We start from the raw sequence: 11201 nt of genomic DNA, 5'->3' as shown, positions 1-11201 counted from the left end.
GTAGCGAGCTGCATGTCAACCGGCTTGGGCGTAACGATGCTCTCGATCATGACCAGCGACTTCTGTTGCCCAGGCCTTATGTGTAGTATAGCCTTCTTGACTATCGGCTGAAACTCGATAGCAATCACGTTGGTATACTGGGGCTGCGATGCCGGCTGGTACAACTTCTCAAAGACTCCGTGCATGCTTCTTGGCATAGATTAGACCTTCCACTGCCACTGGCAGCGTGTGTAATATGCCTTACTCTATTAAATAGATTATTCCTTTGAAGGGATGCACCCACCCACCGAGGGCGGGCAGCCCCCAAGTTCTTATTACCCTAGCGATATCGCTATTATGGCCAGTATGTAGATCATGGCCAAGCCGATATACATTCCAGCCCAGGTAATGTTGTTCTCCAGGTACTTGGTGGTTCGGAACATTCCTATGCAGTTAAGCACGGCCACCGGTACCAATAGGAATAGCAGGAGGAACGTGACCTGTACTAGCTCGAGCTCATACATCACCCAGAGGAATGCGAACGGAATCGGAGACAGGTACACCATGTACCTGGCTGCCCGCTTAGCACCGTACTTAACCGGCAAGGTCTTGATTTGGTAGGCTCTATCCGCTTCAACATCCGGAAAGTCCTTGGCGGCCTGCCAGTTTATAACCCAAAGTGTAGTGAATGTCCCGAGTATCCAGGGCAGTGGATCTGCTATATCCCCGAACAACGACCAGGTGGCCAAGAACGGCAGTACACCGCGTGAGGTAGCCATCCACATTAGGTTCCAGGGGAACCAGCGCTTCGCACGTATGGGTTCTAAATTGTAGAATATAGCCATGAACAGGATCACAGACACAATCGCCCCGAACATTGCCCCTAACGTCAATGCCCTACCCACTGCTATCAATGTCAGTGCTAACCCCAACCCCATGGCTTCATTGACGCTTACACGACCATTGGCAACTGGACGATACGGCTTGGACATCTTGTCTGGGCCAACATCAGCTGCATTATTGAATATTTGACCGACTGCCTGGCCTAGCATCAGAGTGATACCGACATAAACGATAGTGGCCCACTCTGTGAGTATTCTGTCTGCAGTCCCATCCCATGCCAGCTGGATCATCACGCCGAAGCAGCCAGCTATGAATGCCGGCAAGATTGTGAAAGGTCTTGTCAGCATTACATAATCTACTAACCGGCCAAAGTATTTTCTAGCAAGCGGGTACCCGCTCTTTATGCCTGGATCATCCATGTACACACCTCAGCGGAATGGTGAGGCGGCGGGAACGGATTACTTTCTATTAAGTATCCGCTCACCAGGAGTCCAGGTTTTGAACTCGTCTATGACCTTGGGAAGGATCTGGGGTCGGCGCCGTTCGATACCGTCGATAACGGAATTCACTATTGTACCGCTACCAAGCAATGGCTCCTCCTGCGGCTCCGACATCTTCCGTTTTAACTTTGTGCCCACATAGGCACCGACCCTTCTTCCTGGCATGTACCCGCCTCAGTTAGTAGCGGCGCTTGTAGCCGCCGCCGATCTTGCTCCTTACGGCGGCCCCCATCCCACGGATTGTCCTGCGGACATCCGAGACGATCCGGTCACCTGCTGTGAATGGACCGATCGGGGTCGTGACAACTGCGACTACGTCATTCCCGACTTTCTTGGCTCCGTCTACCGCCGTATCTATTATGCTGCCCATGTCAGTACACCTAGTAAGTATAAGCGCTGACCCGATATTTATACCTTCGCGGTGTGCAGGTCAGTGCTTGAGCCGTCGCAGGCCTACTTCTCCCCCTCTTTCTTCTGCTCAGTCGATGGTTCACCGAGTAGGGCTCTCTTAGCTAGGTTCATGAATGGCCCATCCCAATGGGCTATACCATCGGAGATGGTATCCTTGACGGCACCACCAACCTGACCTATGAGCTTGCCCCGCTCGAGGTCTTTTTTGGTGATTCCAAAGGACTCGTACAGTATCTCTGGGTGAGCTAGCACCGTGGCCAACTCCACCATCTCATCTCTGGTGAGCTTCGTCCAATCGATGCTTGTCTTGAAGAACTTGTTGAGCATCGAGGATATCTCTTCCTTAGTAGGACTATCAGCCATGTTTACCCTCCAACAACTTCCTGATCTGCACAGTCTCGTGCTCGATTACTTTGAGGTGCTGGTCCATCTCTTTGGCTACCGTGGAAAACGCTGCCACATCTCGACCGAAGGTACCCAGCATATCATTCATCGCCTTCATCTGCTCTATCACTGGGCCTACCTTACTCTCCACCTCTTTCATCACTTGATCTTTGAAACCGTCTAGTACTCCCATCGTATCACAACCAGTTGCCTAGCGTGCTCCCGTACTTGTCACGCACTTCGTTCATGATCTCTGGGTTGCTAAAGACGTTGTTGAACAGATGCACCGCCTTCGGCATCTGCCCTTCGCCCTTGACGTAGACATCGCCGTTCAGCCAGAAGTCTACAGGATCGCACATCCGTAAACCATCCGCGGTCTTCTTCTGCCCCATGATCATCCTGGCAAGTGTCCGGTAGCTGATATATATTTCATACCCACTTTGTGGATAGGGCTTCTTCAGTACTTTAACTTCGCCCCCTGTAATCCTAATGGCGAATGTCACTAGCTCGACAGTCTTGGTCTCGTCCAAGATGTGGAACACAACCGGTTGCGCCTCCGTAAACCCGGTGCTCTGAACGATCTTACTCACGGGCAAGTTGCGATTGATAGCCTTGAGTATGTAGCCTATCACCTTTACCATGTCTTCGCGGATGCCTTCCATGATCTTCGCCTTGAACTTGTTGAGGAAACCGGGTCTGACTTTCTCCATCATCTCCATACGGTTGATGGCCTTATTGAGAGTATCCAACCCACTACCTTCAATCCAAGGAGTGCCGGACAGTAACTTCTCACCCATCAACAAGTCCAACGGTATACCGCCCAAGTTCGGTACGTTGAACTTGGCTGATAGTTTATCGCCTATTGGTATGCCGAACGGAGCATAAGAGGAGCCGCAGTGGCCACAAGTGAGAGCGTGCATGTTCTCTATTATGCCAACTACGGGCACGTCGAAATATTGATGTAGGTTGAGTACTCTGTTGGCAGCATCCCACATAGACGGCTGGATCACGATGAGGTTACCAACTAGGTCGTCCGCGAAGACTTGAACGGAGGCTTTAAACACATCGCCACCGCCGCCAGGAAGATCTACGATTAAGTAATCTACATTCCAGCTCGACTTGTGTGCTATGTCCGAGACAAATTGCCAATACTGCTCTGCCGGCATCGAGACAGCTTTCTCTCTACCAGCTATCAGTGACATCGAGAACACCGATATGCCATCCCAGTTGTATAAGGTGAACCCTTCGACAGGATCGGCCTCCACCTTGCCGTCAATCTGAGTGAACTGGGCGAAGTTGGCGTTATCGAAGTCCGCATCCAGCAGACCTACTTTGTAGTTACGCGCCTTGAGCAACCTCGCTATGTTAAGCGAGATCATCGTCTTGCCCACACCGCCTTTGACGGCACTTACACAGATTACCTTCACTGGTTCTCCCCCATCTGTTCCTGTAGCATGTCTGTCACGTCTGCATCTGGAAGGATCTTCGGTGCAGGCGGTTTCTGCGGGGCGACCGCGTTGTTCTTGAGGATTACCTCAGCTATCTTCTCGACCGGTCTACGGTCAGCGATCGTGTCTGCAACCTTGTCCATGCCCTTCGATAGCAGGATGGACTCATCCTTCTGCAGTTGCCCCGGTACGGCATCTCTCCTGGCGAGCTCAAGCTGCTTTAGTAGCTCGTTACGTTCGTTGGACAGGCGATCGTTGTTAGATTGTAGCTGCGCCATCACCAGCTGGTTCATCTGCTTCATCATGTCTAGCTGATTCTGCATAGCGGTCTTGTCTGCCTCAGACCTCTGCTGGCTGAGCATCAACTGGATCTGCTCTATCGTTACCCCCTGCTGCACCTGTGCGGGTTTGGTTGATTCCCGTATGGCCTCGAGAGTACCCTGTGCCAGCTCCTGGATGCTCGACTTCATCTCGTTGCGTATGTTGATTATGTCCTCCCGCATCTGCTGGGCTTCTCGTTCGCGGCGATCCGCCTCCATGGCCTCTTGCATCATCTGGAATATCTGCTGAGGTGACATCTGTGGGTTCTGCTCAATCGCCCCGGCTAGCCGGTTGCTCATATCTCTAGGGTCGAACCCTCTGCTCCGCGCCTGGCCTGGTACGTTAGGCATCTGCTGCGGTATGGGTCGACCCCACTGATCGACACTCGGGACATGCGGGTACATACCACGGCTCTGTTCTTCGGCCTGTTGTATCCGCAGGTCCATCAGGCCCTGGTTGTAATCGCCTACGATATACTCTGCTTGAGCCTTCGATGTCATACCGGACTTTAGATCTTTGAGCATGCTCATGAACTCCATCGGCTGTAGACCATCCTGCAGTGCCATGGACTTTCTGGCCGCATATTGGATGAACTGCTCATTCAGACCGTGCAATGTGCACACTTCAACCAGCACATCGGTTGGAGTGCGTGGGGTCTTGAACAGTGTTTGCACACCAGGGCGGTCATCGACCGGTTCTTGATATGCTGTCTGCGGCTGTGCTACCTGCGGTGTGTCGACCGGCCTGGCTTTGGACAATAACTTTTGTACACTGCCGGCGGCGAACCCCTGCGGTAACGAAGGGGCTGGGTTCGATACAACCGGCTGCCCCGGTGTTCCCTTACGCTTGCGCTTCGGTTCTTGTACTTCCACGGGGAAGTTGTCCGGCATTAGCTCTTTCCTAATCGAAATACCGCAATACGGGCAAGACCGCCCCCATGACTTACCGTACTGCACAACATGGTCCAGAACCTTAGCGCAATTCGGACAGACTACAGGTCCCTCATTCTCGGGATCAGTCGGGGCCTGCATCTCAAACGGATTCTCCGGTTCACCTTCTAGGTCAAACTCATTCGAGCCCATTAGCACACCTCCTACTCCTTCATGTACTTCTTTAGAGCCTCAGCACCTGCAGGAGTGACTTGCCACCTACCCCACATAGGGGCGTGGACCAAACCTTCTCTTCGCATAGTTCCTAACAACTTTCCGACGGAGCCCCTCTTCTTGCCGAGTCGGCTCATGATATCGCGTAATGCGGCACATCGGAACTGGTCGTTAGCCGACAGCTCTGAAATAACCTGAAGAGCGTGCAACCGTCCTTCACTTAATCGTACTTCTGCCATCGTGCACCTCTATTGACCGTTATATTATATAAAGTCGTCTGCTATTAACTCGACAGTTGCCTACGGTAAGTATTTATACCCCCCTGTGGTTATATCTTAGTGGACCTATTATGGTATGATCGAGGTGACTTGAAGAATGATAGATGTTTTCAGCATAGTCTTACTGGCCTTCGTGCTAGAGCTAATAGATAACGGACTGGGCGGGGGATTTGGTACCATCTTATCTCCTGTGCTAATATTGTTCGGGTATTCGCCTTTAGTGGTAGTCCCGGCAATATTGTTGAGTGAGACTGTAAGTGGTCTATGGGGCGGTGGATGGCACGCGAAGTACAAGAATGTAGACTACAGAATGGTCGGGCTAACATTGGTCGGTGCTGTGTGTGGTATGCTAGCAGCTTCTGTTCTCTTGGGTGCGTACTTACCAGCTACGTATGTCAAGTGGTACATATCGATCGTGGCTATCGGGATGGGTATATTCGTCGTGATCCGCAGCTACCGTAAACTGTCCATCAACCCGGACAAGAAGTACTCGAAGCCGCTGACCATCGGGTTGGGGCTCTTGACCGGATTCAATAAGGGTGGCACAGGTGGCGGTTACGGCCCCCTGAGCGTTTCAGGGTATATGTGCCTTGGTATGTCGGCAGCCGTGGCGATCGGTACTACCACTGTAGCAGAAGGTATAGCTGCTGTCGTAGGAGTCGGGTATCACCTGGCAACCCTCAACGACTTCATATACCTGGCTATCCCGTTGGCATTCGGTGCCGCGATTGCTGATCCGATAGGCAGCTACATCAACAACCGGCTGAAGATAAGCCTGGAGCCTCCGTTCCACGGGCGGTTGATCGGGGTGGCTATGTTAGGGCTAGGCACACTCACGATAGTGAAGCTACTGGGGTGGATGTGACCATGCGCAACTGGCTCCGATTATTCAGGGCACAAACAGGAGTGGCCACCCTGCTCCTCCTGCTTGTACCATTCTTGTGCGACAGCTCGGTAGGACTGCTGGAGGTGGTGGCGGTGGCAGTGTTCGCACTGCTAGTACACTACGCGAGTTTCGGACACAATAGCCTGATGGACTTCGTGGGTGGATACGACAAGACAGACCCCGGCAAAGTGCACCACCCACTGAACACAGGTGTAATACAAATCGGCACCGCGCACCTGGTGATTCACTGGATGCTGATCCTCTCGGCTGTAGTAGCGGTCGGTCTGGTCTTCTGGATGTCGCCGGCTCCTGTCTACGCGCTGGTATTCATGATAGGGTGGCTGGCATTGGGGTTCGCGTACAACGACGGGTTGAGCAAACAATCCCGAACCGGTTGTTTCGCGATAACCGGAAGTATGGTGTCGGTAGCAGGCTTCGCGTGGTTTCTGTCTCATGAATCCATGACGGCAGTAGGCGCCCTGTTCCTCACGTACACGTATTTCGCAATCATGTACCAGATCGCCTGGAGTGGATTCATCAAAGAAATGGCTCAGTGGGAACCGTCGAACGTCCTGCACTGGATGGGTGCCCGACTGAAACGAACGGACGACGAACTGCTCCTGCTACTAGGTCCCGCTGCTGGTTTCGGCGCCTACTTGAAGTTCTTCGGGGTCGCAACCGGAATGATCTTGGTGGCGACAGTCTGGTCCCCCGTAGAAGGGACAATCGCGGCCATCTTGGCAGTTGTCGCGCTGTACCTCCTGTCGGGAACCATCCAGGATCGCAAGTATGAACGGCAACGCGAACTGCAGACGATGTCCCTCATGGAAATCGCGACTATTTTCCTGCCAATCCTGCCTCTACTGGGTCTCGCGAAAGGATCAGTGTTGATGTTGGCGACTCTCGCGTACTTCGTCCTGATGAACCGCCTACTTTGGGGAGGCTGGTACCCCAAAGTGTAAAACCCACATTCACCCCATCTTGAAACCCTATATTATACTATATATTATACATAGTAGTAGTAGGGCGCGCGTGGCGAGGCCAGGACCCTATGCTATGTTTTGTCCAACTGTGTGATTAACCCGACTAGTTAACCTGTTGTTTTCCAAATTCGGAGTCTTACCCCTCTCCCGGTAGCCCGCTGGTTTCGAAAAAAACATCGTGAAATAACCGCTTAGTCTAATCTACCTAATACCACCCCCCGAGCTTAACTGAGCCAGCGGTCCACTTACCATCACGTTATATGGTGGGTTGGGTCTTGTCGTGACCGTCGGTGACCGGTGGACCGGGCGGACCACCGGTGGAGGATTGAGGCTACCGCTATAAATCGACGAGGTTATTGCACGCTGTTCATCGGAACTATTCGGCGATTCATCAGAGACCTTTATATGCTCGATAGGCAGTGTTATTACGTGGTACTATGCCAACATTTCCGATTCTTGAGCGCGTAAGATCAAGGGGTCGTGTGTTCGGTCGAATAACCGAATGCATGGATGGAGACTCATGGTGCGATACCAGTAGTGGCAGGAAGTACGAGTGTTTAGGCGGGCGAGCTATCGATGTTGGTAGTTGTGCTACTAATACAATACAACCGATAGTATCGGTATCCCTATCCGCCGCCTCTGTAGCGCAGGGAGTACCGTTGACGGCCAAAGCTAAGGTCATGACAGCCGGTTTAGTCGCGATCCCCGGTATAGTCGTGAGCTGGCGCTACACAGGTGCCAGTGGATCGGTCGTAAGCCTTGACAACAAGACTACCGATTCGAATGGTGAGTGCAGCGTAACAATCCCGGCGCAGAGCGTATCTGGTGAGTACACTGTGTATGCGACGGTCCCGGAACAGACCCTTAACGGGGCCCCGGTCACAACTAACTGGAACTCAAAAGCATTCACGGTGACCTCGCCCGACCCCATAAGTACTAGCCTGACCATAAGCGCCAACCAGGCCGAAGTGTCTGTAGGCGGCCATGCCACCTTGACCGGTGTACTTAAGCAGGCCGGTGGTACTGGGTTATCGGGAAAGACAGTAAAGGTATACCAGTCCAGCGGGGCATCCACCGGCGGTACCTTACTGGGAAGTGCTACTACATCGTCTACGGGCAGTTGGAACTATAACCTATCCTCGGCTGTATTCAGCTCTGTAGGGACTAGGAAGTTCTACGCTGTGTACGAAGGACAGACCATAAGCGGTGTTACCTACAATGCCTGTACCAGCCCGTGCGCATCGATCAAAGTGATCTCGGCCACACAGAACATAACGACCACTCTTACGCTGAACACACCGGCTTCAAACCCGGTAGCTGGTGTGGCAGCTGGAATGAGTGCTCATATCGCAACCGGTTCGACCAGCTTAGGCGGACTGACCATACAGTTGCTCAATAACGCTGATGGAGCTGTGCTCGGTTCAGGAGTATCAGATGGATATGGAAATGTAGTCTTCAGCGTCAAGTTCACGGCAGCGGGTACGTATTCGTTGAAGGCAAAATTCGCCGGGGCTACCATAGATAACTATGTGTATACTCCATCAGAATCCATCAAAAGCGTAACGGTGAATGAGCCCGCGCCGACTACGTTATCAACATCAATACACGTTGAGCCCTATCAGGCGCCCGCCATTCAAGGCGTGCTCAAGGTGGCTGGGTGGTTCTTCACAGGGGAAGGTGCAGTTCCCAGTGGGTTCAAATTGGTATACGAGCTGATTGCGCCCAACAAGACGTACAAAGAATCGGTAGAGACCAACGCATCCGGTAGTTTCGGATTCACCGTTCCGCCTGCATACATAGCAATACCGGGCGAGTACACATTGAAGATCTACATGTACCCTACCAGCCAGACGATCAACAACAAGACCTACGTCAGGGCATCTAACGGTATAGCTACCGGGTCTTTCAGCGTACCCTCTGAATGTCTCAGCGGGCAGGTGGAGACGGAAAGTTGTTTCGACGGATCAACTATTATAAGGAGGAACTGCGTTGACGGTATTTGGGTTGCAACCGACGCCGCTTGCCCCACACCTGAATGCACAGAACCCCTGTATGTGGACTGCATTGACGGGACGAAAGTGATGGTCAAAGACTGCATTACCGGTAAATACTATGAGACAGGATCGGAATGTCCCATAAATGTTGGTGAGAAGTGTACCAAAAACGTCACCGGTACTTGCCCCGATGGGTCCACGATCACAGAATACGAGTGCGTTGACGGTAAATACGTCAAGACCAACGCCACGTGCCCGACAGAAGACGAGTGGTCGTTCGGGTACTACCTCAGGAAGCTGCTTGCAGCTCTAGGAGTGAGTTAGATGGTGGTCAGACCTAATATACTGAAGACTGTAAAGTCAAAGGTTGACTTGGACATACTGGACATAAGTGTCGTTCGTGGCGAGGCTAGTGCCCCGTCAGCTGGATGGACCAGGACAGAATTCGGTACAACCCTGAAGTCTGCTCAAGTCATCGCCGTGGGCGAAGTTCGCAACGCGACGTTCATAGATCGGAGCATCACCCGGTTGGATAACATCAACGTATCGCCGTTGTCGATGTTCAAGAACATATCCATCCCGAACCTGGCAGCGCTGCCAACAGTATCGTTCAGGCCGCTGGAAAGGATCACGAAGCCGGACTTCTACAACGACCTCAAAGCGAAGTTCAAGGCCTCTATGGGTGATTGGGGCGTGTTCAATGCTGTTCGGGATTGCGCAATCGAGCCTGTGGCTAGGACAACCGCCTTCGGCCTGAGCTTAGGGTGGGAGTTCATGATCCAACCATCATTGGACAAGGTTCAAAACTTCGTAGACGGCATAAGGTCTGAGATAGAGAGCAAAGTGAACCTACTCAAGACCACCGTGCAGAGCAACTTTGGTACGTTGACATCAACGATCAACACGCAGGTGAACGAGACCATCAACAACATCCAGTTGGTAATAAACAACGCGGTTGGGGCACTGGACGGTAAGATAACCACGCAAACTACAGCATTGCAGAACCGGGCAAACCAGACCCTTCGCGATCTGTATGACATGTGGGGTCTAACCCCAGGCATAGCGGCTACGCCGATTCACGTTCGGAACATAACGGAGACAGGGTTCGAATGGCTCTCTTTGGGGAACACGAAGATACACTTCATCGCGATCGGTGGCGTGTAGGACAGTTACTAGACTGGATCCGAAATGGGGGTAATTCCCTATCAGGAGCAGTTGTTAGTAGACGTACTACCGAAACGACCGTAGGGCTGTCGGAGGTATGGGTAAGCTACATGGGTGGGCCTCACCACCGGCAGGATGCGGCTAATCGGATACAGGCAAGCATGGTCCGGACCAACGGCGGAGCACCCATTACTAGATTCATCAGTCTGTTGGCATTCCAGGGGGAAGGGCTTGTGATGGAGGCAGACTACAAAGGTGGATTCAGAATTCATCACTACGACTACAAGCCCATCTGGTGTATGGGGTACAGCACCGGCGAACTAGTAATACTTACGGAGGGAGTACATTGAAGATGTCTGGTGTTATAAGCGACGTGTACCAAGGCGTGACTAAGTTGGTTTATAATCACTTCGCTCAGACCGTGGTACTGTATAGCGGCGACAAGCCTGCAAAAGATCCTATCAAGGTCAAGCACCTGATGAGCAGGGCAGGATTCCAGGCTGCTGCTGTGGATATGGTAGGTATGACTACCACCGTCTCATTCTTCAGGCCAACTACGGTAGAAGTGTTCAGGGAGGAGCTAGCATGGTAGGAGAGAGACTTAAGCGCCTTCTGGGTGGTAGCTACGGCCAGGTCACCCCGGACTCGTTTAGCGATGAACGGCTTATCAGCTCGATCCGTGGCGACCAACGCATGCGCCGGGCTGCATCAGACTTGTTAGGCGCGGTCAGGCTACGGCTGGCAGAATACGCCAAGGGTGAGGACCCGCCCCGTGTTGCCAGTGCGATCCGTAACAGTCAGGGATATCCGCCAGCGGCGAAGTGGTTGGCTGATCTGGAGTGGCAGTTGAGCGCAATAGCCGACGGCGATGTAGACGAGATCATCTATACCTATGGACGTGAGTGAC

At 52.6% G+C, this 11201-nt stretch carries 16 protein-coding genes; 7 read left to right on the top strand and 9 right to left on the bottom strand.

Annotated features, from left to right (window positions below):
- The 9 genes from PHI12_08155 to PHI12_08115 form a co-directional block, all read right to left on the bottom strand.
- Positions 1-197: hypothetical protein (locus PHI12_08155; protein MDD5510767.1), on the bottom strand; the 197-nt coding region annotated here is incomplete at its 3' end.
- A gap of 117 nt (positions 198-314) precedes the next feature.
- A complete protein-coding gene (locus PHI12_08150) occupies positions 315-1241 on the bottom strand; it encodes a UbiA prenyltransferase family protein (GenBank protein MDD5510766.1) in 927 nt (308 codons plus the stop codon).
- 39 nt (positions 1242-1280) lie between these two features.
- Complete coding sequence (locus PHI12_08145) at positions 1281-1487, bottom strand: hypothetical protein (GenBank protein ID MDD5510765.1); 207 nt, start codon at positions 1485-1487, stop codon at positions 1281-1283.
- A gap of 13 nt (positions 1488-1500) precedes the next feature.
- A complete protein-coding gene (locus tag PHI12_08140) occupies positions 1501-1692 on the bottom strand; it encodes a hypothetical protein (GenBank protein ID MDD5510764.1) in 192 nt (63 codons plus the stop codon).
- Between the two features lie 83 nt (positions 1693-1775).
- On the bottom strand, positions 1776-2096 hold the full coding sequence (locus PHI12_08135) for a hypothetical protein (GenBank protein MDD5510763.1): 321 nt from the start codon (positions 2094-2096) through the stop codon (positions 1776-1778).
- On the bottom strand, positions 2089-2310 hold the full coding sequence (locus PHI12_08130; GenBank protein ID MDD5510762.1) for a hypothetical protein: 222 nt from the start codon (positions 2308-2310) through the stop codon (positions 2089-2091). The genes PHI12_08135 and PHI12_08130 overlap by 8 nt, the downstream gene beginning before the upstream one ends.
- Positions 2311-2314: 4 nt before the next feature.
- Complete coding sequence (locus PHI12_08125) at positions 2315-3544, bottom strand: P-loop NTPase (protein MDD5510761.1); 1230 nt, start codon at positions 3542-3544, stop codon at positions 2315-2317.
- Positions 3541-4968 carry a hypothetical protein gene (locus PHI12_08120; protein MDD5510760.1) on the bottom strand — a complete coding sequence of 476 codons (1428 nt, stop codon included), beginning with the start codon at positions 4966-4968 and terminating at the stop codon, positions 3541-3543. Before PHI12_08120 ends, PHI12_08125 begins: the two co-directional genes overlap by 4 nt.
- 11 nt (positions 4969-4979) lie before the next feature.
- Positions 4980-5228: a hypothetical protein gene (locus PHI12_08115; protein ID MDD5510759.1), complete on the bottom strand. Its 249-nt coding sequence runs from the start codon at positions 5226-5228 to the stop codon at positions 4980-4982.
- Between the two features lie 136 nt (positions 5229-5364).
- Between PHI12_08115 and PHI12_08110 the strand changes: the two genes are divergently transcribed.
- From PHI12_08110 to PHI12_08080, 7 genes are all read left to right on the top strand, one after another.
- On the top strand, positions 5365-6132 hold the full coding sequence (locus PHI12_08110; protein MDD5510758.1) for a sulfite exporter TauE/SafE family protein: 768 nt from the start codon (positions 5365-5367) through the stop codon (positions 6130-6132).
- Between the two features lie 2 nt (positions 6133-6134).
- The gene (locus PHI12_08105) at positions 6135-7115 is read left to right on the top strand and encodes a hypothetical protein (protein ID MDD5510757.1); all 981 of its coding nucleotides are present in this window, start codon (positions 6135-6137) and stop codon (positions 7113-7115) included.
- Positions 7116-7618: 503 nt separating this feature from the next.
- The gene (locus PHI12_08100) at positions 7619-9454 is read left to right on the top strand and encodes a hypothetical protein (GenBank protein MDD5510756.1); all 1836 of its coding nucleotides are present in this window, start codon (positions 7619-7621) and stop codon (positions 9452-9454) included.
- Positions 9455-10294 carry a hypothetical protein gene (locus PHI12_08095; GenBank protein ID MDD5510755.1) on the top strand — a complete coding sequence of 280 codons (840 nt, stop codon included), beginning with the start codon at positions 9455-9457 and terminating at the stop codon, positions 10292-10294.
- A gap of 110 nt (positions 10295-10404) precedes the next feature.
- On the top strand, positions 10405-10644 hold the full coding sequence (locus PHI12_08090) for a hypothetical protein (protein ID MDD5510754.1): 240 nt from the start codon (positions 10405-10407) through the stop codon (positions 10642-10644).
- A gap of 2 nt (positions 10645-10646) precedes the next feature.
- On the top strand, positions 10647-10886 hold the full coding sequence (locus PHI12_08085) for a hypothetical protein (protein MDD5510753.1): 240 nt from the start codon (positions 10647-10649) through the stop codon (positions 10884-10886).
- On the top strand, positions 10880-11200 hold the full coding sequence (locus PHI12_08080; GenBank protein ID MDD5510752.1) for a hypothetical protein: 321 nt from the start codon (positions 10880-10882) through the stop codon (positions 11198-11200). The genes PHI12_08085 and PHI12_08080 overlap by 7 nt, the downstream gene beginning before the upstream one ends.
- Position 11201: the final 1 nt, after the last annotated feature.

The sequence above is a fragment of the Dehalococcoidales bacterium genome (assembly GCA_028716225.1).
Taxonomy (GTDB): Bacteria; Chloroflexota; Dehalococcoidia; order Dehalococcoidales; family UBA5760; genus UBA5760.
The sequence above is the reverse complement of the archived record's forward strand: the minus strand, read 5'-3'. Positions and strand labels throughout refer to the sequence as shown.

What these genes read in the sequence shown, in the direction of transcription:
- PHI12_08120 (MDD5510760.1), bottom strand. Translation starts at nt 4,968, where the DNA reads ATGGGCTCGAATGAGTTTGACCTAGAAGGTGAACCGGAGAATCCGTTT.
- PHI12_08080 (MDD5510752.1), top strand. Translation starts at nt 10,880, where the DNA reads ATGGTAGGAGAGAGACTTAAGCGCCTTCTGGGTGGTAGCTACGGCCAG.
- PHI12_08150 (MDD5510766.1), bottom strand. Translation starts at nt 1,241, where the DNA reads ATGGATGATCCAGGCATAAAGAGCGGGTACCCGCTTGCTAGAAAATAC.
- PHI12_08110 (MDD5510758.1), top strand. Translation starts at nt 5,365, where the DNA reads ATGATAGATGTTTTCAGCATAGTCTTACTGGCCTTCGTGCTAGAGCTA.
- PHI12_08130 (MDD5510762.1), bottom strand. Translation starts at nt 2,310, where the DNA reads ATGGGAGTACTAGACGGTTTCAAAGATCAAGTGATGAAAGAGGTGGAG.
- PHI12_08095 (MDD5510755.1), top strand. Translation starts at nt 9,455, where the DNA reads ATGGTGGTCAGACCTAATATACTGAAGACTGTAAAGTCAAAGGTTGAC.
- PHI12_08090 (MDD5510754.1), top strand. Translation starts at nt 10,405, where the DNA reads ATGGGTGGGCCTCACCACCGGCAGGATGCGGCTAATCGGATACAGGCA.
- PHI12_08145 (MDD5510765.1), bottom strand. Translation starts at nt 1,487, where the DNA reads ATGCCAGGAAGAAGGGTCGGTGCCTATGTGGGCACAAAGTTAAAACGG.
- PHI12_08085 (MDD5510753.1), top strand. Translation starts at nt 10,647, where the DNA reads ATGTCTGGTGTTATAAGCGACGTGTACCAAGGCGTGACTAAGTTGGTT.
- PHI12_08135 (MDD5510763.1), bottom strand. Translation starts at nt 2,096, where the DNA reads ATGGCTGATAGTCCTACTAAGGAAGAGATATCCTCGATGCTCAACAAG.
- PHI12_08105 (MDD5510757.1), top strand. Translation starts at nt 6,135, where the DNA reads ATGCGCAACTGGCTCCGATTATTCAGGGCACAAACAGGAGTGGCCACC.
- PHI12_08115 (MDD5510759.1), bottom strand. Translation starts at nt 5,228, where the DNA reads ATGGCAGAAGTACGATTAAGTGAAGGACGGTTGCACGCTCTTCAGGTT.
- PHI12_08140 (MDD5510764.1), bottom strand. Translation starts at nt 1,692, where the DNA reads ATGGGCAGCATAATAGATACGGCGGTAGACGGAGCCAAGAAAGTCGGG.